Raw genomic sequence first — 20,886 nt, 5'->3', positions numbered from 1 at the left:
GAAGGAACGGTGCTGAACATCGCGAAGGATTATTCGCACATTCTCGCGCCCGCTACCGCTTACGGTAAGAACATCGCACCGCGCATCGCGGCGCATTTAGATGTCGCGCAAATCAGCGACATCACCGCAGTCGATTCCGCCGATACCTTCGAGCGTCCGATCTATGCCGGTAACGCAATCGCCATCGTCCAATCGAGCGATCCGATCAAGGTGATCACCGTCCGCTCGACGGGGTTCGATCCGGTGGCGGCCGAAGGCGGTAGTGCATCGGTGGAGAAGATCGGAGCGGCGGCGGACGCGGGCATTTCTCAATTCGTGTCGCGCGAACTCACGAAGCTGGATCGTCCGGAACTGACATCGGCGTCGATCATCGTTTCGGGTGGTCGTGGTCTGGGCAACGGCGAAAACTACACGAAAGTTCTGGAACCGCTCGCCGACAAGCTCAACGCGGCGCTTGGCGCATCGCGCGCAGCGGTCGATGCAGGTTTCGTCCCGAACGATTACCAAGTCGGCCAAACCGGCAAGATCGTCGCACCGCAGTTGTACGTTGCTGTCGGCATCTCGGGCGCGATCCAGCACTTGGCCGGGATGAAGGATAGCAAAGTCATCGTCGCGATCAACAAGGACGCGGAAGCGCCGATCTTCGGCGTCGCCGATTACGGCCTCGTCGGCGACCTGTTCACCGTCGTACCGGATCTGGTGAAAGAACTCGGCTGATTCGCCGAAACCGAAACGGCCAGCATGCAGGGCAAAAAAAGGGGCGCGACGATTGTTCGCGCCCTTTGCACATCTGAAGCAGGAGCAGACCATGAGCTACGCCGCACCCGTGAAGGACATGCTGTTCGTCATGAAGGAACTCGCTGATCTGGAGCGCATCGCGGCGCTGCCGGGTTTCGAGGACGCGAATCTCGACACCGCGCAGGCGGTGCTCGACGAAGCCGCGAAGTTCAACGGCGAAGTGCTCGCGCCACTCAATTTCGAAGGCGATAAAAATCCGAGCGCGTGGCGTGACGGCGAAGTCACGACGACGCCCGGTTTCAAGGACGCCTTCCGCCAGTTCAGCGACGGCGGGTGGCAGGGCGTGATGCATCCGGTCGAATACGAAGGTCAGGGCTTGCCGAAGCTGATTGCGACGCCCTGTATCGAAATGCTGAACGCCGCGAACATGTCGTTCGCGCTGTGTCCGCTCTTGACGGACGGCGCGATCGAAGCGCTGCTGACCGCCGGCACCGACGCACAGAAGCAGCTCTACGTGCCGAAACTGATTTCGGGCGAATGGACCGGCACGATGAATCTCACCGAGCCGCAGGCGGGCTCCGACCTCGCCCAGGTCCGCACCCGCGCCGAGCCGCAAGGCGACGGCAGCTACAAGCTCTTCGGCACAAAAATTTTTATCACGTACGGCGAGCACGATCTGGCGAAGAACATCGTCCATCTCGTGCTCGCGCGCACGCCCGATGCGCCCGAAGGCGTGAAAGGCATCTCGTTATTCCTCGTGCCGAAGTTCAACGTCAACGCGGACGGCTCGCTCGGCGATCGCAACGACGTGCAGTGCGTTTCTATCGAGCACAAGCTCGGCATCAAGGCGAGCCCGACCGCCGTCCTGCAATACGGCGACCACGGCGGCGCGGCCGGCTATCTGATCGGCGAGGAGAATCGCGGGCTGGAGTACATGTTCATCATGATGAACGCGGCGCGCTTTGCGGTCGGCATGCAGGGCATCGCAGTGGCGGATCGCGCGTACCAGAAAGCCGTCGCCTACGCGAAGGAGCGCGTGCAAAGCCGCCCGGCCGACGGCTCCGCGAAACAGCCGGTGACGATCATCCACCACCCCGACGTGCGCCGCATGCTCGCCACGATGCGCACGCTGACCGAAGGCGCCCGCTCGCTCGCATACGTGGCGGCGGCGCATTCCGACCTCGCGCGCCATCTTCCGGACGAAAAGGCGCGCGCGAGCCATCAGGCGATCTACGAATTCCTCGTGCCGATCGTGAAGGGCTGGAGCACGGAAATGTCGATCGATGTCGCGAGCCTCGGCGTGCAGATGCACGGCGGGATGGGCTACATCGAGGAGACGGGCGCCGCGCAGTATTACCGCGACGCGCGCATCCTGACGATCTACGAGGGCACGACCGCGATCCAGGCGAACGACCTGATTGGCCGCAAGACCATGCGCGACGGCGGCGCGACCGCGCAGGCGCTGCTCGCGCAAATCGACCAGACGATTGCCGCGCTCGCCGAACGCGAGGGCCAGCCGTTCGCGTCGATGCATCGGCATTTGAGCGCGGGAAGTTTGTCGCTCGCGCGTACGATCGAGTTCGTCGTCGCGAAGGTGAAGAGCGATCCGAACGCCGTGTTCGCCGGCAGCGTGCCGTATCTGAAGCTGGCGGGGATCGTGTTGTCAGGCTGGCAGATGGCGCGGGCGTTGCTCGCGGCGAGCGACAAGCGCGCCGAGGACGAGTCTTTCTACAGCGCCAAGATCGCGACCGCGCAGTTTTTCGCGGAGCATGTGCTGTCGATGGCGCCGGGGATCGAGGCGTCGATCGTCAGCGCGAGCGGCGATCAAGGCATCCTCGCATTGCGCGAAGATCAGTTCTGAAATTTGTGTCGCAGATGTAAAAACGGCGCCCTGTGGGGCGCCGTTTTCGTTCAAGCCTCGCTCAAGCCTTCGCGTAGGACGGTCGCGTATTCACGCGCGTCTCGCCGAAGTAGCGATGCACCGACAAATCGTCCGACTGGATCGCCGGCTGCTTGCCCGACATCAGATCGGCGAGCAACTGGCCTGAACCGCACGACATCGTCCAGCCGAGTGTGCCGTGGCCGGTGTTCAGGAACAGATTCGGCACCTGCGTGCGGCCGACGATCGGTGTGCCGTCCGGTGTCATCGGGCGCAGACCCGTCCAGAACGATGCCTTCGACGTATCGCCGCCGCCGGGGAACAGGTCGTTGACGCACATTTCGAGCGTTTCGCGGCGCGCCTTCTTCAGGCTCTTGTCATAACCGACGATCTCCGCCATCCCGCCGACGCGAATCCGGTCGTCGAAACGCGTGATTGCGATCTTGTAGGTCTCGTCGAGCACGGTCGAAACCGGCGCGCACGCCGCGTTCACGATCGGCGCGGTGATCGAATAGCCCTTCAGCGGATAGACCGGGATCTTGACGAGGTCGCCAAGCAGCGTCTTCGAATACGAGCCGAGCGCGACGACATACGAGTCGCCTTGCACGAGTTCGTTTCCGCATTTGACGCCGGCGATACGGCCGTTAGCCATGGCGAGCGCGTCGATCGACGTGTTGTAGCGGAACTTCACGCCGAGCGCTTCGGCCATCGCGGCCAAGCGCGTGGTGAACTTCTGGCAGTCGCCGGTTTCGTCGTTCGGCAGGCGCAGGCCGCCCGTCAGCTTGTGCGATACGGCGGCGAGCGCCGGTTCTGCCTTGAAGAGTTCAGCGGGCGAGAGGAGCTCGAACGGCACGTTCGCGTCCTTCAGCACGGCGATGTCCTTCGCGGCGCCGTCGAGTTGCTGCTGCGTGCGGAACACCTGCAGCGTGCCGCCCGTGCGGCCTTCGTACTGGATGCCGGTGTCCGCGCGCAGCGCTTGCAGACAATCGCGGCTGTATTCGGCGAGGCGAACCATGCGGCCCTTGTTGACCGTGTAGCGATCCTGCGTGCAGTTCTGCAGCATCTTCCACATCCACTGCAACTGGAACGCCGTGCCGTCGAGGCGGATGGCGAGCGGCGCGTGCTTTTCGAACATCCACTTGACGGCCTTGAGCGGCACGCCCGGCGCCGCCCACGGCGACGCGTATCCGGGCGAAATCTGACCGGCATTGGCGAAGCTCGTTTCGAGGGCGGGGCCGGCTTCGCGGTCGATGACCGTGACTTCGTGACCCGCGCGGGCGAGGTAATAGGCGCTCGTGACGCCGACGACGCCGCTTCCCAGGATGACGATACGCATGAGTTCTCCGTGCTGAATTCGAGATTGTCGTCACTCATGCGCGTTCGAAAGTGGATCGAAGCCGTGATTGACGGTTGGACCAGTGTTATCGACTATACTATTGACAGATCAGTAGTTTTTGTTATTGTTTTTGGTCGATTTTCAGTGGAAAAACATGAGAACGCAGCGTAATCCGGTCCGCGCGCTAGATAAGCTCGATCACAAGATTCTTTCTATCCTTCAACAGGATGGGCGGATCGCAATGAAGGACCTCGCGGAGCGCGTCGGGTTGTCGGTGACGCCTTGTATCGAGCGCGTGAAGCGGATGGAGCGCGACAACGTGATCACCGGCTACTACGCGCGCGTGAACCCGGTCGAACTGGGCGCGGCGCTACTGGTTTTTGTGGAAATTACACTCGATCACAAGAGCGGCAACATGTTCGAGCAGTTCCGCCGCGAAGTGCAGCGCATTCCGGAGGTGCTGGAATGCCACCTGGTTTCCGGTGATTTCGACTATCTGATCAAGGCGCGCATCGGTGAGATGGCCGATTACCGGAAGCTCCTCGGCGACATCCTGTTGCAATTGCCGGGCGCGGTGCAGTCGAAGAGTTACGTAGTGATGGAGGAAATCAAGGAGACGCTGACGATTCCCGTCAACGTCTGATTTCCCCTTTGCGGGCTGCACGTGAGTACTGTATATTTGTACAGTATTTTTGTGTCCACGGCCACCCGCCATGTCCTCAGACGACCGCGAATTTCCCGTCGCTCCGCCGATGCCGCTCAAAGGCCGGGGCGCCGTCACGAACCTGCAAGGACGTTACGAAAAAGACGAGCGCGAACGTATCGACGACGGCTGGCTGCACGCCACAGATAGCGAGGACGACGCGCCGCCCCTGCGCACGCAAGTGTTCGAAGAGCGCGCGAAAAGCATCCTCACGCGCAATTCGTCGCCGGATATTCCGTTTTCGGTGTCGCTGAATCCGTATCGAGGCTGCGAGCACGGCTGCATTTACTGCTTCGCCCGGCCGACGCACAGCTATCTCGGCCTGTCGCCGGGGCTGGATTTCGAAAGCCGCATCTACGCGAAGATCAACGCGGGCGAGTTGCTCGAACGTGAACTCGCGAAGCCTTCGTACCAACCGGAGCCGATCGCGCTCGGCGTCAACACGGACGCTTATCAACCGGTCGAGCGCGATTTGCGGCTGACGCGCCGGGTCATCGAAATCCTGTACGAGCGCGGGCATCCGTTCGCGGCGATCACGAAGTCGTCGCTGATCGAGCGCGACATCGACCTGCTCGCGCCGATGGCCGAGCGCGGCCAAGTGATGGCGGCAGTTACCATCACCACGCTTGACGCCGATATCGCGCGCACTTTGGAGCCGCGCGCGGCAACGCCGTCGCGGCGCCTGCGCACGATCCGCACGCTGAGCGAGGCGGGGATTCAGGTCGGTGTGAGCATCGCGCCGGTGATTCCGTTCGTCACCGAGCAGGACATGGAGCGCGTGCTGGAAGCTTGCGCGGAAGCGGGCGCGACGAGCGCGAGCTATATCGTGCTGCGTCTGCCGTGGGAAGTGGCGCCGCTATTCAAGGACTGGCTCGCCGCGCATTTTCCGGATCGCGCGGACCGCGTGATGAGCCGTGTGCGCGACATGCGCGGCGGCAAGGATTACGACTCGAATTTCGCGACGCGGATGAAAGGCGAGGGACTCTGGGCCGACATGCTGAAGCAACGTTTCCAGAAGGCGACAAAGCGGCTGGGGCTAAACGCCCGACAGCGCGGGATTCTGGATATGTCGGGATTCAGCCGGCCGGAGCGTGAGCAAGCAAAGGCGCCCGCTAGCCCGCAAATGAGGCTGTTCTGACGCCTGCGCTTACTGCGAGAGTTGCTTCGCCGCCTGCACCTGACCTTCGAAATAGGTCTGGAACGTGAGCGCGAGGCCGGTCATGAGCAAAAACGCGCCGATCAGCAGCGAAAACATCACCACGAAGATCACCGTCCATCCCGAACGGCTGTGGCGGCCGGTGTGCGCGTTGAACTGCGCGTCCCACTTCGCGTCGGGGCGCAGCCCATAGGCGATCGCCGACAAAAACGCCGCCAGCAACGACACGGCGCCGGGAAACGCGAGAACCCAGCCGAGCATCGACGCACGCTCGGTAGCGGCGAGCAGCATGTACCCGACGACCCCAAGCGCGATCCCGACGATATGCGCCCAGCCGAACTTGTCGCGCATTCCATATAGATAGAAGCGATGCGCGCCGATGCTGCCGAAGAAGAAGGCGAGCGCGGCGGTCAGCGTTTTCGAGCGGAAGCGCTGGACGGCTGGTTTGCCGGACACATTCGATGCGGGCGGTTGCGTGACAGAGGACGAGGAATTCATCGGCGAAGGCTGGAAAGCGGAGTGAAAAAAGCGACGACACGCTTGACGCCCGCATTCTACGCTGCGCGGAGTCGGCCGGTCTGATGCGGCGGGGTTAAAATGCCGGCCATTTCCCGTCCCGTCGAAGGCGAAGCGCCTCGCGTCGTCGGCACATGTCGCGATTAATCCGGTTAAGTGTTTGTTAAGGCTCCGGTTTCCCGCTATAATCGCGTGTTCTGGTAGTTCCGAACCCCGGTTTTCTAAGGATTTCAGCATGGTCATCATCCGCTTGGCTCGTGGCGGCTCCAAGAAGCGCCCGTTTTACAACATCGTCGCAACCGATTCGCGTAGCCGCCGTGACGGCCGATTCATCGAGCGCGTGGGTTTCTACAACCCCGTCGCGACCAAAGGCGAATCGCTGCGCATCGCGCAAGACCGCCTGACCTACTGGCAAGGCGTTGGCGCGCAACTGTCGCCGACCGTCGAGCGGCTGGTCAAGCAATCGCAACAAGCTCAGCCGGCTGCCTAAGTGAAGTTCGGCGGTGGCGCGCGCTGCAAGCCAGCGCGCAACATCCAGTCGAGATTCGCTGCCGAGGTTCGGTCGAGATTTGCTGAAGGATTCGCCAATGTCCGCGCGTGAAGTGAAGCCAGCGGCGAAGCTGGAAGGCAAAGAGGCTGCCACGTTCGGTGCGTTCGTCCGCAAGCCGGGAGCGCGCCGCGTGGCTGCTGACGTTTCTGGCGGCGAGCAAGCGGGCGTCATCGAGCCGGTCGAAAACCTGCCGGACGATGCAATCGAGGTCGGTGCCGTCGTCGATGCGTATGGCCTGAAGGGCTGGGTCAAGGTCGTGCCGCACGCAAATGCCGGTCGCGGCGGTGACGCGATGCTGGCCGCGAAACGCTGGTGGCTCGTGAAGGGCGCGGATCGCAAGTCGGCGCGTTGCGTGCAGTCGAAGGTGCATAGCGACACGATCGTCGCGCATCTCGCTGGCTGCGGCGACCGCGATGAAGCGCTCGCGCTGCGCGGCCACACGGTGCACGTTTCGCGCAGCGACTTCCCGAAGCTCACCGACGAAGACGAGTTCTACTGGGTCGATCTGATCGGCCTCGATGTCGTGAACGAGGCGGGCGTGGTTTTGGGCCAGGTCGCCGACATGATCGACAACGGCGCGCATTCCATCATGCGCATCGAATATCCGGCGACGTCGAAAGACGGCAAGCCGACCACCGGCGAGCGGCTGATTCCGTTTGTCGGCGTGTATGTGAAGGCGGTGGATCAGGCGGCGAAGAAGATCGTCGTCGACTGGGACGCCGACTATTAAAACCTGTAACGAACGGAGAGAGCGATGCAGTTCGATGTCGTGACGCTCTTTCCCGAGATGTTTCGCGCGCTGACCGACTGGGGCATCACCAGCCGGGCGGTGAAGCAGGAACGGTTCGGTCTGCGTACGTGGAATCCACGCGATTTCACGACCGACAACTACCGGACCATCGACGATCGTCCTTATGGCGGTGGTCCCGGCATGGTGATGCTGGCGCGCCCGCTCGAAGACGCGATTACCGCGGCGAAAGCGGCGCAGGCGCAGCAGGGAATCGCGGGTTCGCGGGTCGTGATGATGTCGCCGCAAGGTGCCACGCTCGACCACGATCGCGTCATGCGATTCGCGCAGGAGCCGGGTCTCATCATGCTGTGCGGGCGATATGAAGCGATCGACCAGCGTCTGATCGACCGCGTCGTCGACGAAGAAGTGAGTCTCGGCGATTTCGTGTTGTCCGGCGGCGAGTTGCCGGCGATGGCCCTGATGGACGCAGTCGTGCGGCAGCTTCCGGGCGTGCTGAACGATTCGCAGTCGGCGGTGCAGGACAGTTTCGTCGACGTGCTGCTCGATTGTCCGCATTACACGCGTCCCGAGGAATACGAAGGCGCGCGCGTTCCCGATGTGCTGCTCGGCGGCCATCACAAGGAAATCGAAGCGTGGCGGCGCCGTGAAGCGCTGAAGAACACGCTGTTGAAGCGCCCCGATCTGATTGCGCGGGCGCGCAGGAACAAGATGTTGAGCCGTGCCGACGAGGTATGGCTCGCAAATCTCGCGAAAGAGGCATCGAAGGCCGACTAGGCCGGCGATCCGGACGTCGCGGGAACCCAGGCGGCGCCGTCCGAAGGAAGGCGCCAGTTGCAAACCCATCCTCTACCGGGGCCACGCAATGCGAGGCACACAACTCCGGCAAGATGGCACAAGGAAACAATCATGAATCTGATTGAAAAACTCGAGCAGGAAGAAATCGCGCGCGCACTCGGCGAAAAGACCATCCCCGAATTCGCTCCCGGCGATACGGTGATCGTCAGCGTCAACGTGGTCGAAGGTACGCGCAAGCGTGTCCAGGCTTACGAAGGCGTCGTGATCGCCAAGCGCAATCGTGGTCTGAACTCGAATTTCATCGTCCGCAAGATTTCGTCGGGCGAAGGCGTCGAGCGTACGTTCCAGACCTACTCGCCGCTGCTCGCGAGCATCGTCGTGAAGCGTCGTGGTGACGTGCGTCGTGCAAAGCTGTACTACCTGCGCGATCGCTCGGGCAAGTCGGCTCGGATCAAGGAAAAGCTGGTCTCGAAGGACCGTGCTGCTTCCAAGGCTTAAGAGTTGCACACCGGAAAAAGCACCCGTTTGGGTGCTTTTTTCTTTGGTGTGTTCAAATTGGTTTTCCGCCTCCCTCCGTTCCCTCTGTGTCCCCAAGCAAGCAATCGACCCCGCGCATCCTCGAGCCTGAACTTCTGCCCGTCGTTTCGACCGGAGACAATCTGCGGCCCGTGCCCCCGGAGCGCTTGACGCCCGAAGGCCTGCGCGCGCGTTTCGCACAGACGCTCGACTGGTCGCAGGAAGCGCCCGAGGCGCGGATCAAGGCGATCGGCGGCGATCCGCGCGTGGCGTCGGTGCTTGTGGCGCTCGTCGTGCGCGAAACGGGGCTGACGGTGCTGCTCACGCAGCGGGCCGATCACCTCTCGGAACACGCGGGACAGATCAGCTTCCCGGGCGGGCGCCGTGAACCCGAAGACGCCGATGCCGCCGCCACCGCCTTGCGCGAATCGCAAGAGGAAGTGGGACTGGCGTCGGAGCACGTCGAGGTGCTCGGCGCGCTGCCTGACTATTTGACGGGCACCGGCTTTCGCGTGACGCCGGTCGTCGCGCTGGTGCATCCGCCGTTCGCGCTCGAGGCCGATACGCTCGAAGTTGCCGACATCTTCGAGGTGCCACTCGCCTGGCTGATGAACCCCGCGAATCACCAGGTGCGCCTCTTCCAGTGGGAAAACGGCGAGCGTCGTTTTTTTGCGATGCCTTACGCCGCCAGTGAAAAGCAGGCTCCGTATTTCATCTGGGGCGCAACGGCCGGCATGTTGCGCAATTTCTACCGCTTCCTCGCGGCGTGACCGCGCGAGGGCAAGCCAGGCGTTATGGTGGCCAATTCGTTAGTGCACTAAACGCGTGTGGCCCTGTGCTATCGTTACGCGAAATTCGTATAACCCGAATGTCTCGGCGCTTCGCATGACTTTTTTCTCTGTATTGCTGGCTCTCATCATCGAGCAGGTGCGCGCGCTCTCGCCGCACAATCCCGTCGCCGCGCTGCTCAAATATCATGCGGAATCCGCCGCGCATGGGTTCGATGCCGGCAAGCAGAAGCACGGCATTCTCGCGTGGCTCGTCGTCGTGCTGCCGTGGACGCTCGCGGTCGGCCTCATCTATTACGTGCTGTTCCGGATCAATTTCGTGCTGGCGTTCCTGTGGAACGTCGTGATCGTGTACTTCACGCTCGGTTTCCGGCAGTTCAGCCACTATTTCACCGATATCCACCTCGCGCTCAATAACGACGACGTTCCGCGCGCCCGCGAAGTGCTCGCGGAGTGGACCGGGCTCGACACCGTCGACATGCCCGTCAGCGAAATCGTGCGCCACACGCTCGTCCATGCGGTCGTGGCGTCGCATCGGCATGTGTTCGGTGTGTTCTTCTGGTTCCTGATCCCGGTCGGGCCGGCTGGCGCGGTGTTCTACCGGATCGCCGAGTATCTCGCGCGGTCGTGGGGCACGCCCAGTGAGGAGCGTTCGGCGCCGTTTTCGTCGTTTGCGCGGAAGGCGTTCTTCTTCATCGACTGGGTGCCGGCGCGGTTGACGTCGCTCGGGTTCGCGATCGTCGGCAACTTCGAGGACGCGATCTATGCGTGGCGCAATCACGCGCGGCAATGGCCGGATGCGAACGAAGGCGTGCTGCTCGCGGCGGGCAGCGGGGCGCTGGGCGCGCGGCTCGCGGGGCCGCTCGCCGAGCCGCTGAGCGTGGAAGCGCTCGCTGTCGGCGATGCGAGCCCGCTGCCCGTCGGCGACGACTGCACACCGCGCACGCTGCAATCGGCCGTCGGGCTCGTGTGGCGCGCGGTGATTCTGTGGATGCTGCTCTTGCTGATGCTCACGATCGCCGTCTGGCTTGCCTGAGCCGCGCTTCAGTCGCTTTCAATCGTTCAGCGGATCGCGCGCCGTTCCGCACTGCCAGCACACGGTGAACTGCGCTTCGAGCACTTCACCGCACTTCGCGCAACGCCAGGGCCGCGCATTCGACGCCGGCCCGTTGCGCGCTCCCTCCAGAATCCGCAAGGCGAGCGTTTCGTCGCGATCGTCGACGATCCATATTTCCGGCGCGCACTGATCCGCCGGAATCTCGCCGAGCGCCCCGTTCAGATAGCGATTGTGTAGTTGACACGGCACCCCCGCCGTCGACAGCACGTTCATCCAATGCTGGGCCGTGATCAGGTTCGGCGCGCGCGTGAGGCGCTTCATGACGAGGCGCCGAGTGTCATCGAACGATCTGGCTGGCTTCGTGCACGAGTTGCGCGTAGAGCGCGTGGCGCTCGGGCGTGATCGCGCCTTCGTCGATGGCTTCGAGGATCGCGCAGCCCGGCTCGTGCAGGTGATGGCAGTTGTAGAAGCGGCATTTGCCGAGATACGGCCGGAAATCGGCGAATGCACGCTCCAGTTGCCCCTCCGACAAATGGTGCAGCCCAAACTCCTGGAACCCCGGCGAATCGATCAGCGACCCGCCGCCCGGCAAAGGGTAAAGACGCGTGAACGTGGTCGTGTGGCGGCCGCTATTGAGCGCCGTGGATATTTCGCGCGTCGCGACTTCCGCGTTCGGCACGAGAATATTCACGAGCGTCGATTTGCCCATGCCCGACTGGCCGAGGAGAAGCGTCGCGCGGTCTTTCAGGCGCGCGTCGAGTTGTGGATGCACGGCGCCCGGCGCGACTTTCGCCGACAATTCGACCACCGTATATCCCAGCCCCCGATACAGCGCGAGCCGCTTCCGCGCGAGCGGCAACGCCGTTTCGACGTCGATCTTGTTCAGCACGATGAGCGGTTCCAGCCCGTGCGCCTCGGCCGCGATCAGCGCGCGGCCGAGCAGGTCTTCGCTGAAATGCGGCTCGGTGGCGAGCACGATGAGCAACTGATCGAGATTTGCCGCGAAGAGCTTCGACTTGAACTGATCAGATCGATAAAGCAGGTTGCGCCGCTCGCCAATCTCGACGATCACACCCTGATCCGCCGACGACTGCTCGTAAATCACGCGATCCCCGACTGCGACTTCGCTGCGCTTGCCGCGCGGGAAGCATTGCAGCATCGCGCTGCCATCGATGGGGGCGACGAGATAGTGCCGTCCGTGCGCCGCGATCACCGTGCCTTCGATCCGCGTACCCGATGCGCGCGACGCCTTCGCCGTGCGCCCCGTCATGCGGCGTGCTGCATCAGGCGGTCGATCCGCTGCGACGCTGGCGGATGCGAATAGTAGAACGCGGTGTAGAGCGGATCGGGCGTGAGCGTCGATGCGTTGTCCTCGTACAGCTTGACGAGCGCATTGACGAGGTCCTTCGGATCGGTCTGGCTGGCGGCGAACGCGTCGGCTTCGAATTCGTGCTTGCGCGAACTGAGGCTGCCGAGCGGCGTGACGAAGAACATGAAAACCGGCAGTGCGAGCATGAAGAGCACCAGCGCGAGGCCGTTGTTGCCGCCGGTGAGCGACGGACGCACGCCGAGGCCTTCGTAGAACCACACCGTCTGCGCGAGCCAGCCGAGCAGCGCGAGCATGACGAGGCTGATCGCGAACATGACGATCAGCAGTTTCAGCACGTGACGTCGCTTGAAATGGCCGAGCTCATGCGCGAGCACGGCCTCGATTTCGCTGCCTGAGAGGCGCGCGAGCAGGGTATCGAAGAAAACGATGCGCTTCGCCGCGCCGAAGCCCGTGAAATACGCATTGCCGTGCGCGGAGCGGCGGCTGCCGTCCATCACGAACAGGCCCTTCGCCGCGAAGCCGGTGCGCGACATCAGGTTTTCGATGCGCGCGCGCAGCGCTTCGTCCTTCAGCGGCTCGAATTTATTGAAAAGCGGCGCAATGAAGGTCGGATAGATGATCATCGCGAGCAACTGGAACGCGACCCAGACCATCCACGTCCAGAGCCACCAGAACGCGCCCGCGCGGTCCATCAGCCAGAGCGTGACGAACAAGAGCGGCAAGCCGACCGCGATGCCGAGCAGCACGCCTTTCACCAGATCGACGAAAAAAAGCTTTTTCGACATCCGGTTGAAGCCAAATTTTTCCTCGATCACGAAATGGCGGATGTAATCGAACGGCAGGTCGATCAGGCTCGTGATCGCGATGACGGATGCCACGAGCGTGATCTGCCCGAGATAGCTGCGCCCCAGCCAGCCGCTGATCGCGAGATCGAGCAGCTGCACGCCGCCAAGCAGCGTCAGCGCGACGAGCACGGCCGCGCTCACGACGACTTCGATCATCGTCAGGCGCGTGCGCTCGACGGTGTAGTCGGCGGCGCGCTGGTGCGCGGTGAGCGCGATCGTGCCGGTGAATTGCTGCGGCACGTCGTTGCGGTTCGCCGCGACGTGGCGGATCTGGCGCGAGGCCAGCCAGAGCTTGGTTCCGACCATCGCGACGAGCGCAACGACGAACACCACGGAGACGACGAGATTGAGATTGGACATCCGAGGATTCCGATTGAACTATGCGAGAATTATAGGTTCTTGGCCGCGCTCGCGCCGGCCGCCGCAGCGGGCTTTTTGCCCGGCGCGACTTTCCAGCGGCGCGGCGCCTACCCCCATCCAGGCTTCCTACATGACCGACATCCTCGACTCTTCCAGCGAACAGACCCTCGCGCGCAGCGACATGAACCTCGTGTGGCTCGACATGGAAATGACGGGGCTCGAACCCGATAACGACCGCATCATCGAAATCGCGGTCGTCGTGACGAATTCGACGCTCGACAAGCTGGTGGAAGGGCCGGTCCTCGCGATTCACCAGAGCGAGGAAGCGCTCGGCAAGATGGACGAGTGGAATCGCAACACGCACGGCCGCTCGGGACTGACGGAGCGCGTGCGCGCCTCGACGGTCGATGAAGCCGAGGCCACGCGGCAGATTCGCGAGTTTCTCGGGCAATACGTGCCGCCGGGCAAGTCGCCGATGTGCGGCAATTCGATCTGCCAGGACCGCCGTTTCATGGCGCGCTGGATGCCGGAACTGGAAGCGTTCTTCCACTATCGCAATCTCGACGTCAGCACGCTGAAGGAACTGTGCCGCCGCTGGCAGCCGGCGATCTACAAGGGCTTTCAGAAGCGAGCGATGCACACCGCGCTCGCCGATATCCACGAATCCATCGACGAACTCAAGTATTACCGCGAGCATTTCCTGATTCCGTCGGCGCCGACGGCTGCTTCGGCTGACGGCGAAGCAGCCGCCTCCTAAGCTTTGGCTGGCCGGATCGCGGTTTTCGGCCGGAACGCGGCCACGACTTCCGGCTGCGTCTCGATATACGGCCCGCCAATCAAATCGATGCAATACGGCACCGCGGCGAAGATGCCGGGCACTCTTGTATTGCCTTCGTCGTCTTTCAGGCCTTCCAGCGTCTCGCGGATCGATTTCGGCTGGCCCGGCAGGTTGATGATCAGCGCGGCGTGATCGGCGGTTTCGCGGATCACGGCCACTTGCCGCGACAGAATCGCCGTCGGCACGAAGTTCAGGCTGATCTGGCGCATCTGCTCGCCGAAGCCTGGCATCGGCTTCGTAGCGACGGCGAGCGTCGCCTCGGGCGTCACGTCGCGGCGCGAAGGGCCAGTGCCTCCGGTCGTCAATACGAGGTCGCATCCGGCCTCATCCACCAGTTCGATGAGCGTCGCGGAAATCGTAGCGGCGTCGTCCTGGATCAGGCGCGTTTCGGTGCGCCACGGCGACGCAAGCGCCTCGCCGAGCCACGTTTCCAGCGACGGAATCCCCTTGTCCTCATACACGCCCGCCGACGCGCGGTCGCTAATCGACACGAGCCCGACGATCAATTCGTCGGGATGATTACGCGTCGGCTTGGTCATCGTCGTCTTCCGGGGCATCGTCGTCTTCCACGCCTGCCGCGTTCTTGATCCACTGGAACAGTTCGCGGAAATAGCGCGGCGGCTTCTGCTGCTCGCGTTCCTTGCGCGCGTTGCGGATCAGCGTGCGGCCTTCCTGCGCATCGACGCCCGGATGCTGGCGGATGAATTCGGTCAGCGCGGCGTCGTCGGCGAGCAGCTTTTCGCGCGTGCGCTCGATCCAGTGCAGCTTCGCCGTCTCGGCGCGATTCACGCCTCGATAGCTGTCGAGCGCGGTGCGCAACGCGGCGGTTTCGTCATCGACGAGCGAGCGCATCACGCGGCCCACGTACTGCACCTGGCGCCGCTTGCCTTCGTGATCGGTGATGCGGCGCGCCTCGCGCACGGCTTCGTCGAGCTTTTCGGGCATCGGCATGCGCTTCAGCGCATCTTTCGGCAGCGCGATGAGCGCCTCGCCCAGTTCCTGCAGCGCGTGCATGTCGCGCTTCAACTGGGATTTGCTGGGACGGTCGTAGCCGTTATCGTCCACGTCCTGCTCGGTGGCGGGCGCGGTTTCGATCGGTTGAATGCGGGTTTTACGGTTCATATCGATATTGTAGCTTGCCCGCCTGCAGGGGTTTTCCCGCGATGCGTCGAACCGCGCGGCCGCCCCGTTCGACGATGGCGAGTGAAGCCGCGCCGACCTTGCTATGATCGCGTGATACGCGAAGCTTGCAGCGACGCAGCAGCGATCCTACGTAACGAGAACCCGCGGGCCACGGTCGGCCCGACTCCCACAGGTCACGAAAAATGGCAGCAGACATGGACGTCAAGCAACGCTTTTTCCCGCACACCCAGGACGAGCTGAAGGAAATTGCGTCCGACATCCTGCGTCACGCGAAGGAACTCGGTGCGACCGATGCGGCCACCGAAATCTCCGAAGGCGACGGTCTTTCCGTCAGCGTGCGTCGCGGCGAAGTCGAGACCATCGAGCACAACCGCGACAAGATGGTCGGCGTCACGGTGTTCATCGGCAAGAAGCGCGGCAACGCGAGCACGGCGGACTTCTCGCGCGAAGCGCTGAAGGACACGGTCGCGGCGGCGTACAACATCGCGCGCTTCACCGCCGAGGACAGCGCCGCCGGTCTCGCTGAAGAGGAATTGCTCGAAAAGTCGCCGCAGGATCTGGATCTCTATCACCCGTGGGCCATCGATGCGGAGGAAGCCGCCGAGATCGCGCGTCGCGCCGAAGCCGCCGCGTTCGACGTCGATCCGCGCATCAAGAATTCGGAAGGCGCGAGCGTGTCGGCGCAGCACTCGCAGTTCGTGCTCGCCACTTCGCGCGGTTTCCTCGCAGGCTATCCGTACTCGCGCCACTACATCGCGTGCGCGCCGATCGCCGGCAGCGGCCGCGACATGCAGCGCGACGACTGGTACACGTCGCGTCGCAGCGCGGCTGATCTGGCGGCGCCGGAAGCCGTCGGACGATACGCGGCCGAACGCGCGCTTTCGCGCATCGGCGCGCGCAGCCTCGATACGCGCAAGTGCCGCGTGTTGTTCGAAGCGCCGCTCGCGGCGGGCATCCTCGGCTCGTTCGTGCAGGCGGTGAGCGGCGGCGCGCTGTATCGCAAGACGACGTTCCTCGTCGACAGCCTCGGCAAGCCGGTGTTCGCACCGCACATCCAGGTGGTCGAGGATCCGCACGTGCGCGGTGGCATGGGCAGCGCGCCGTTCGATGAGGAAGGTGTGCGCACGCAGCATCGCAACGTGGTGGACGACGGCGTCGTGCAGGGCTATTTCCTTTCGACGTATTCGGCGCGCAAGCTCGGCATGAAGACGACCGGCAACGCGGGCGGGTCGCACAATCTGTCGATGCGCAGCTCGCTGACGAAGCCCGAGGACGATTTCGAGGAAATGCTGAAGAAGCTCGGCACTGGCTTGCTCTTGACCGAGCTGATGGGGCAGGGCGTGAACTACGTGACGGGCGATTATTCGCGCGGCGCGTCGGGATTTTGGGTCGAGAACGGCAAGATCCAGTATCCGGTGGAGGAAATCACGGTCGCGAGCACGCTGCAGGAGATGTTCCGGCACATCGAGGCGGTCGGCGCGGACACCGTCGTGCGCGGCAACAAGGAAATCGGCTCGGTGCTGATCGAGAAGATGACGATCGCGGGGCAATAACCCTGCTTCAGTGCCTGTAAAAACCCCCGCTAGCCGGGGGTTTTTTCTTTGGCGCTCGCTCAAGCCTTGCGCCGATACACCACGAACGCGTACTCGAAATCGTTCGGCGCGGCGGCGCGGTGCGTCTCGCGCGATTCCTCGATCCACTGCGACGGATCGATCGCATCGAGCTTTGTGTTGCCTTCGAAGTCGGCATCGATCTCGGTGACGACCAGCTTGTCCGCATGGCCGATGGCATCGCGAAACAACTGCGCGCCGCCGATCACGAACGCCTCGCGCGCTTCGTCCCGCGTGGCGAGGACGAGGGCGTCGTCGAGATTCGTGACGATGTCGCAGCCTTCGTAACGGCGCGCGGCGTCGCGCGACATGACGATGTTGCGACGTCCCGGCAACACCCGGCCGATCGATTCGTGCGTCTTGCGGCCCATGATGATGGGCGAGCCCATCGTCGTGCGCTTGAAGAACGCGAGGTCTTCCGGCAGGCGCCAGGGCAGGTCGTTGTCGCGTCCGATCACGCCATTGCGCGCGCGGGCGACGATCAGGGTCAGCGTCGTCATGTCAGGGGAAGAGGTAGAACCAGGTTGCACCGGCGCCAAGGCCGGCGGCGGGCCCCAATTCTAACCGAGGCGGATTGCGTCCGATCGGCGTTCCGCTGCGTATCTGACGTTGCGCTTTCAGGCGCTGACCCGGCCGGCATCGACGGGAACCGGGACCGGCTGCGGAAGGGGCGTCGGCGTCGGCGCGGGAGCAGGTGCGGGCGTGGGCGCCGTGATCTCGTCCCACAGCGTGATGGTCGCAACACTGGCCGTAACGACACCGGTTTCTATCGCCGTCTCCCGCACGTCAGCCTCGGCGGCCGATTCAACCTCCGACGCAGAGGTGACAGTCAGGCCGGTATTGGCGAAAACGAGAGTTGAATTCGAATCGGGATTTTCGAACGTACGTGCCTTAATACACATTGCTGACTCCGGTGGCATTCTTATTTAGCGAGTTTTATGCCATCACGCTGAAAGCCTTGTCGGAGTTAGGCGTTGCCCAAATTGATGAAGAACGCGAGATAAAAAGCCGGCGAAAACGTTTCACGTCTGAAACGGCACGCCCGAAAGACGCAGAAATGAGTGGAATTGCGTACAGACGGACGTCGTGTTTTTAACGACACGACCGCATTTATTAATCGAATGACGAAATCCCGAAAGCCCCGCCTGATAAGGGATTGAGGCGAACGAGGAGACTTTTTAAGGATATTTGTTTTCCAATTTTCTGCGTTATAGTAGTCTCTCAAAATAGCACAATCAGACAAAAGGTAATGGAGGACACAGGCGTCAAAGTAATTTATGCATTTCGGGGGTCACGGTGTTTGAAATAATTGCATGGTCGTACCGAGTAGCGTGCTTGCGTCGAAGTCTCGATGTACAGAGGGCCTGAACTACGCGACCTTTTCAACTACCGTTGAAGAAAGGATCTGAATAATGGAAGTCGCTCGGCGGCAACTCATTTATGTCACTCGCGATCCAAGCGAGACGCTATGCGCGCGATTCGAGGAGCGCGGATGGCACATTGAAGTCGTGGCGAGCGCGCGAGAGGCGCGCAAGTCGCTGCGCAACGATCTGGCGATCGGCGGCTTGCTCGACCTGTCGAGCCGTTTCGAATCGCATGAACTGGCGGCGTTCGAAGCGTCGCTCACTATGACGAATGTCGGCTGGGTGGCCGCAACGGTCTCCGGCCAATTGGAAGACGCGGCCGTACGCAGGCTGATCCGCGATTACTGTTTCGATTACGTGACGTTGCCGACTTCGAACGACCGCATCGTCGATTCCGTCGGCCACGCGTACGGCATGGTGGCGCTGCACGACGCAGCCTCGAACGACGCCCGCGCGATCGGCGGCGAAGGACGCGCCGAGGGCGAAATGGTGGGCTCGTGCGACGCGATGCTCGCGCTCTTCCGCTCGATCCGCAAGGTCGCCATGACCGACGCGCCCGTCTTCATCTCCGGCGAATCGGGTACGGGCAAGGAACTCACCGCGGTAGCGATCCACGAGCGTTCCGCGCGGCGCGACCAGCCGTTCGTTGCGATCAACTGCGGCGCGATCCCCGCGCATCTGCTGCAATCGGAGCTTTTCGGCTACGAACGTGGCGCATTTACCGGCGCGAACCAGCGCAAGATCGGCCGCGTGGAAGCGGCGAATGGCGGCACGCTTTTCCTCGATGAAATCGGCGATCTGCCGCTTGAAAGCCAGGCGAGCCTGCTGCGCTTCCTGCAGGAGCGCAAGGTCGAACGGCTGGGCGGTCACGGCTCGACGCCGGTGGACGTACGCATCATTTCGGCGACCCACGTCGATATGCAGACGGCGATGATCGAAGGGCGTTTTCGCGCGGACTTGTATCACCGCCTGTGCGTCCTGCAGATCGACGAGCCGCCGCTGCGCGCGCGCGGCAAGGACATCGAGTTGCTCGCGAAACACATGCTCGACCGTTTCAAGAAGGACGCGAGCCGGCGGCTGCGCGGTTTCTCGCCTTGCGCGATTGCCGCGATCCACAACTACGGCTGGCCCGGCAACGTGCGCGAGCTGATCAACCGGGTGCGTCGCGCGATCGTGATGTCGGAAGGGCGGCAGATCACCGCGCGCGATCTCGAACTCGGCGAGTACGTTGAAGTCGCGCCGGTGTCGCTGGCGCAGGCGCGTGAAGCCGCCGAGCGGCAGGCGATCGAACTGGCGCTGCTGCGCCATCGCGGACGCCTCGGCGACGCGGCCCACGAACTCGGCATCTCCCGCGTGACGCTGTATCGGTTGCTGAGCGCGCACGGCATGCGCCATATCGAAGTCGACGCGCCCACGGAGCACGCGACACGCGGCTGAGAGACACCCAAACATTCATCGACGGGCGCCATTCGAGCGCCCGTTTTTTTTATCCCTCGCAATGATCGTCGCGTCCGGCGTGCCTTTCGTGCCCTTGGTAAAATCACGCTCTTATGCTTTTTAATTGAGCGAGCCGCATAGGCGCGTCGAAGGAAATCGAATGAAAAAGTATCTCGAGCTCGTGCGCACGATTCTCGATACCGGCTCGTGGCAGGAAAACCGCACGGGAATCCGCACGATCAGCATGCCCGGCGCGATGCTGCGCTTCGACCTGCAGCAGGGCTTCCCGGCGGTGACGACGAAGAAGCTCGCGTTCAAGTCGGCAATCGGCGAGATGGTGGGTTTTCTGCGCGCATCGAAGAGCGCGGCGGACTTTCGCGCGCTCGGCTGCAAGGTCTGGGACGCCAACGCGAACGAAAACCCGCAGTGGCTCGCGAATCCGTATCGCCAGGGCCCGGACGATCTAGGCGATGTCTACGGCGTGCAGTGGCGCGAGTGGCCGGCGTACAAGGTCATCGACGCGAACGCGGGTGGTGAACAGATCGCCGATGCCACGAATCGCGGCTATCAGGTCGTGACGAGCTTCGTGGAGGGCGGACGCGAGAAGGTGTTGCTGTACAAGGCGATCGACCAGTTGCGTCAGTGCCTCGATACGATCATCGAGAACCCGGCCGACCGGCGCATCCTGTTCCACGCATGGAATCCGGCGAAACTCGACGAAATCGCGCTGCCCGCGTGCCACCTGCTGTATCAGTTCATCCCGAACGTGACGAAGCGGGAGATTTCGCTCTGCCTGTATATCCGCAGCAATGATGTCGGGCTGGGCACGCCGTTCAACCTGACCGAGGGCGCGGCGCTGCTGCATCTGGTCGGGCGGCTGACGGGCTACACGCCGCGCTGGTTTTCGTATTTCATCGGCGATGCGCATATTTACGAGAACCAGCTCGAGATGCTCAACGAGCAGTTGAAGCGCGAGCCGTTCGCGAGCCCGCAGTTGATTTTGTCGGATCGTGTACCTGATTACGCGAAAACAGGCCGCTACGAGCCGGAATGGCTGGAAAAGATCGAGCCGACGGATTTCGCGCTCGAAGGGTATCGGCATCATGAGGCGCTGAAGGCGCCAATGGCGGTTTAAAAGATTTTTTTCATGAAACGCGCGGCTCCAACCGCGCGT

At 62.9% G+C, this 20,886-nt stretch carries 23 protein-coding genes; 14 read left to right on the top strand and 9 right to left on the bottom strand.

Annotation, left to right across the window (positions count from 1 at the left end):
• Together AWB65_RS13110 and AWB65_RS13105 are read left to right on the top strand one after the other, a co-directional pair.
• The coding region (locus AWB65_RS13110; protein ID WP_087667570.1) for an electron transfer flavoprotein subunit alpha/FixB family protein at positions 1-717 on the top strand (717 nt) is incomplete at its 5' end.
• Positions 718-808: 91 nt separating this feature from the next.
• On the top strand, positions 809-2,599 hold the full coding sequence (locus AWB65_RS13105) for an acyl-CoA dehydrogenase (RefSeq protein ID WP_087667569.1): 1,791 nt from the start codon (positions 809-811) through the stop codon (positions 2,597-2,599).
• A gap of 61 nt (positions 2,600-2,660) precedes the next feature.
• Here AWB65_RS13105 and AWB65_RS13100 read toward each other — a convergent pair whose 3' ends face one another.
• Positions 2,661-3,953: a D-amino acid dehydrogenase gene (locus AWB65_RS13100; protein ID WP_087667568.1), complete on the bottom strand. Its 1,293-nt coding sequence runs from the start codon at positions 3,951-3,953 to the stop codon at positions 2,661-2,663.
• Positions 3,954-4,107: 154 nt separating this feature from the next.
• Here AWB65_RS13100 and AWB65_RS13095 point away from each other — a divergent pair, with 154 nt between their 5' ends.
• Complete coding sequence (locus AWB65_RS13095; RefSeq protein ID WP_087667582.1) at positions 4,108-4,596, top strand: Lrp/AsnC ligand binding domain-containing protein; 489 nt, start codon at positions 4,108-4,110, stop codon at positions 4,594-4,596.
• A gap of 70 nt (positions 4,597-4,666) precedes the next feature.
• Entirely contained in the window at positions 4,667-5,794 is a 1,128-nt protein-coding gene (locus tag AWB65_RS13090; protein WP_087667567.1) for a PA0069 family radical SAM protein, read from the top strand.
• 9 nt (positions 5,795-5,803) lie between these two features.
• Here the strand turns inward: AWB65_RS13090 and AWB65_RS13085 are convergent, their stop codons facing one another.
• Positions 5,804-6,310: an NINE protein gene (locus AWB65_RS13085; protein ID WP_087667566.1), complete on the bottom strand. Its 507-nt coding sequence runs from the start codon at positions 6,308-6,310 to the stop codon at positions 5,804-5,806.
• A gap of 253 nt (positions 6,311-6,563) precedes the next feature.
• On the opposite strand from AWB65_RS13085, the gene rpsP reads away from it, so the two are divergent.
• The 6 genes from rpsP (at position 6,564) to AWB65_RS13055 (ending at position 10,764) form a co-directional block, all read left to right on the top strand.
• Complete coding sequence (gene rpsP, locus AWB65_RS13080) at positions 6,564-6,818, top strand: 30S ribosomal protein S16 (RefSeq protein ID WP_035925539.1); 255 nt, start codon at positions 6,564-6,566, stop codon at positions 6,816-6,818.
• A 97-nt stretch (positions 6,819-6,915) separates the two neighbouring features.
• Entirely contained in the window at positions 6,916-7,608 is a 693-nt protein-coding gene (gene rimM, locus AWB65_RS13075) for a ribosome maturation factor RimM (protein ID WP_087667565.1), read from the top strand.
• A 24-nt stretch (positions 7,609-7,632) separates the two neighbouring features.
• Positions 7,633-8,403 (top strand): tRNA (guanosine(37)-N1)-methyltransferase TrmD, encoded by a 771-nt coding sequence (trmD, locus tag AWB65_RS13070; RefSeq protein WP_087667564.1) that lies wholly within the window; start codon positions 7,633-7,635, stop codon positions 8,401-8,403.
• A 132-nt stretch (positions 8,404-8,535) separates the two neighbouring features.
• Positions 8,536-8,922 carry a 50S ribosomal protein L19 gene (rplS, locus tag AWB65_RS13065; protein WP_087656151.1) on the top strand — a complete coding sequence of 129 codons (387 nt, stop codon included), beginning with the start codon at positions 8,536-8,538 and terminating at the stop codon, positions 8,920-8,922.
• Between the two features lie 86 nt (positions 8,923-9,008).
• The gene (locus AWB65_RS13060; protein WP_087667563.1) at positions 9,009-9,710 is read left to right on the top strand and encodes a CoA pyrophosphatase; all 702 of its coding nucleotides are present in this window, start codon (positions 9,009-9,011) and stop codon (positions 9,708-9,710) included.
• A 115-nt stretch (positions 9,711-9,825) separates the two neighbouring features.
• Positions 9,826-10,764 (top strand): CobD/CbiB family protein, encoded by a 939-nt coding sequence (locus tag AWB65_RS13055; protein WP_087667562.1) that lies wholly within the window; start codon positions 9,826-9,828, stop codon positions 10,762-10,764.
• 18 nt (positions 10,765-10,782) lie between these two features.
• Here the strand turns inward: AWB65_RS13055 and AWB65_RS13050 are convergent, their stop codons facing one another.
• The 3 genes from AWB65_RS13050 to AWB65_RS13040 are packed head-to-tail and all read right to left on the bottom strand — an operon-like array spanning position 10,783 to position 13,320.
• The gene (locus AWB65_RS13050) at positions 10,783-11,106 is read right to left on the bottom strand and encodes a putative signal transducing protein (protein WP_087667561.1); all 324 of its coding nucleotides are present in this window, start codon (positions 11,104-11,106) and stop codon (positions 10,783-10,785) included.
• 16 nt (positions 11,107-11,122) lie between these two features.
• Entirely contained in the window at positions 11,123-12,055 is a 933-nt protein-coding gene (rsgA, locus tag AWB65_RS13045) for a ribosome small subunit-dependent GTPase A (RefSeq protein WP_087667560.1), read from the bottom strand.
• Positions 12,052-13,320, bottom strand: a complete 1,269-nt coding sequence (locus tag AWB65_RS13040; RefSeq protein WP_087667559.1) for a M48 family metallopeptidase — start codon at positions 13,318-13,320, stop codon at positions 12,052-12,054. The genes rsgA and AWB65_RS13040 overlap by 4 nt, the downstream gene beginning before the upstream one ends.
• A 130-nt stretch (positions 13,321-13,450) precedes the next feature.
• Between AWB65_RS13040 and orn the strand changes: the two genes are divergently transcribed.
• Positions 13,451-14,077 (top strand): oligoribonuclease, encoded by a 627-nt coding sequence (gene orn / locus AWB65_RS13035; protein WP_087667558.1) that lies wholly within the window; start codon positions 13,451-13,453, stop codon positions 14,075-14,077.
• Here orn and mog read toward each other — a convergent pair.
• Together mog and yjgA are read right to left on the bottom strand one after the other, a co-directional pair.
• A complete protein-coding gene (mog, locus tag AWB65_RS13030; protein ID WP_087667557.1) occupies positions 14,074-14,697 on the bottom strand; it encodes a molybdopterin adenylyltransferase in 624 nt (207 codons plus the stop codon). The genes orn and mog overlap by 4 nt on opposite strands.
• Positions 14,678-15,280 (bottom strand): ribosome biogenesis factor YjgA, encoded by a 603-nt coding sequence (gene yjgA / locus AWB65_RS13025; RefSeq protein ID WP_087667556.1) that lies wholly within the window; start codon positions 15,278-15,280, stop codon positions 14,678-14,680. The genes mog and yjgA overlap by 20 nt, the downstream gene beginning before the upstream one ends.
• Positions 15,281-15,483: 203 nt before the next feature.
• On the opposite strand from yjgA, the gene pmbA reads away from it, so the two are divergent.
• Positions 15,484-16,854: a metalloprotease PmbA gene (gene pmbA / locus AWB65_RS13020; protein WP_087667555.1), complete on the top strand. Its 1,371-nt coding sequence runs from the start codon at positions 15,484-15,486 to the stop codon at positions 16,852-16,854.
• A gap of 59 nt (positions 16,855-16,913) precedes the next feature.
• Here the strand turns inward: pmbA and AWB65_RS13015 are convergent, their stop codons facing one another.
• Positions 16,914-17,411: a dihydrofolate reductase gene (locus tag AWB65_RS13015; RefSeq protein ID WP_087667554.1), complete on the bottom strand. Its 498-nt coding sequence runs from the start codon at positions 17,409-17,411 to the stop codon at positions 16,914-16,916.
• Positions 17,412-17,528: 117 nt separating this feature from the next.
• Complete coding sequence (locus AWB65_RS13010) at positions 17,529-17,813, bottom strand: hypothetical protein (RefSeq protein ID WP_087667553.1); 285 nt, start codon at positions 17,811-17,813, stop codon at positions 17,529-17,531.
• 510 nt (positions 17,814-18,323) lie between these two features.
• Between AWB65_RS13010 and AWB65_RS13005 the strand changes: the two genes are divergently transcribed.
• Both AWB65_RS13005 and AWB65_RS13000 read left to right on the top strand, forming a co-directional pair.
• Positions 18,324-19,712: a sigma-54 dependent transcriptional regulator gene (locus AWB65_RS13005; protein ID WP_087656139.1), complete on the top strand. Its 1,389-nt coding sequence runs from the start codon at positions 18,324-18,326 to the stop codon at positions 19,710-19,712.
• A gap of 160 nt (positions 19,713-19,872) precedes the next feature.
• Positions 19,873-20,847 (top strand): thymidylate synthase, encoded by a 975-nt coding sequence (locus tag AWB65_RS13000; protein WP_087667552.1) that lies wholly within the window; start codon positions 19,873-19,875, stop codon positions 20,845-20,847.
• Positions 20,848-20,886 lie beyond the last annotated feature (39 nt).

It is taken from the genome of Caballeronia humi (assembly GCF_001544475.1).
GTDB classification, from domain to species: domain Bacteria; phylum Pseudomonadota; class Gammaproteobacteria; order Burkholderiales; family Burkholderiaceae; genus Caballeronia; species Caballeronia humi.
The sequence above is the reverse complement of the archived record's forward strand: the minus strand, read 5'-3'. Positions and strand labels throughout refer to the sequence as shown.

What these genes read in the sequence shown, in the direction of transcription:
- AWB65_RS13040 (WP_087667559.1), bottom strand. Translation starts at nt 13,320, where the DNA reads ATGTCCAATCTCAATCTCGTCGTCTCCGTGGTGTTCGTCGTTGCGCTC.
- AWB65_RS13050 (WP_087667561.1), bottom strand. Translation starts at nt 11,106, where the DNA reads ATGAAGCGCCTCACGCGCGCGCCGAACCTGATCACGGCCCAGCATTGG.
- trmD (WP_087667564.1), top strand. Translation starts at nt 7,633, where the DNA reads ATGCAGTTCGATGTCGTGACGCTCTTTCCCGAGATGTTTCGCGCGCTG.
- yjgA (WP_087667556.1), bottom strand. Translation starts at nt 15,280, where the DNA reads ATGAACCGTAAAACCCGCATTCAACCGATCGAAACCGCGCCCGCCACC.
- mog (WP_087667557.1), bottom strand. Translation starts at nt 14,697, where the DNA reads ATGACCAAGCCGACGCGTAATCATCCCGACGAATTGATCGTCGGGCTC.
- AWB65_RS13095 (WP_087667582.1), top strand. Translation starts at nt 4,108, where the DNA reads ATGAGAACGCAGCGTAATCCGGTCCGCGCGCTAGATAAGCTCGATCAC.
- rpsP (WP_035925539.1), top strand. Translation starts at nt 6,564, where the DNA reads ATGGTCATCATCCGCTTGGCTCGTGGCGGCTCCAAGAAGCGCCCGTTT.
- AWB65_RS13005 (WP_087656139.1), top strand. Translation starts at nt 18,324, where the DNA reads ATGGAAGTCGCTCGGCGGCAACTCATTTATGTCACTCGCGATCCAAGC.
- AWB65_RS13055 (WP_087667562.1), top strand. Translation starts at nt 9,826, where the DNA reads ATGACTTTTTTCTCTGTATTGCTGGCTCTCATCATCGAGCAGGTGCGC.
- AWB65_RS13090 (WP_087667567.1), top strand. Translation starts at nt 4,667, where the DNA reads ATGTCCTCAGACGACCGCGAATTTCCCGTCGCTCCGCCGATGCCGCTC.
- AWB65_RS13105 (WP_087667569.1), top strand. Translation starts at nt 809, where the DNA reads ATGAGCTACGCCGCACCCGTGAAGGACATGCTGTTCGTCATGAAGGAA.
- AWB65_RS13085 (WP_087667566.1), bottom strand. Translation starts at nt 6,310, where the DNA reads ATGAATTCCTCGTCCTCTGTCACGCAACCGCCCGCATCGAATGTGTCC.
- AWB65_RS13000 (WP_087667552.1), top strand. Translation starts at nt 19,873, where the DNA reads ATGAAAAAGTATCTCGAGCTCGTGCGCACGATTCTCGATACCGGCTCG.
- rimM (WP_087667565.1), top strand. Translation starts at nt 6,916, where the DNA reads ATGTCCGCGCGTGAAGTGAAGCCAGCGGCGAAGCTGGAAGGCAAAGAG.
- pmbA (WP_087667555.1), top strand. Translation starts at nt 15,484, where the DNA reads ATGGCAGCAGACATGGACGTCAAGCAACGCTTTTTCCCGCACACCCAG.
- AWB65_RS13010 (WP_087667553.1), bottom strand. Translation starts at nt 17,813, where the DNA reads ATGTGTATTAAGGCACGTACGTTCGAAAATCCCGATTCGAATTCAACT.
- AWB65_RS13015 (WP_087667554.1), bottom strand. Translation starts at nt 17,411, where the DNA reads ATGACGACGCTGACCCTGATCGTCGCCCGCGCGCGCAATGGCGTGATC.
- AWB65_RS13100 (WP_087667568.1), bottom strand. Translation starts at nt 3,953, where the DNA reads ATGCGTATCGTCATCCTGGGAAGCGGCGTCGTCGGCGTCACGAGCGCC.
- rsgA (WP_087667560.1), bottom strand. Translation starts at nt 12,055, where the DNA reads ATGACGGGGCGCACGGCGAAGGCGTCGCGCGCATCGGGTACGCGGATC.
- rplS (WP_087656151.1), top strand. Translation starts at nt 8,536, where the DNA reads ATGAATCTGATTGAAAAACTCGAGCAGGAAGAAATCGCGCGCGCACTC.
- orn (WP_087667558.1), top strand. Translation starts at nt 13,451, where the DNA reads ATGACCGACATCCTCGACTCTTCCAGCGAACAGACCCTCGCGCGCAGC.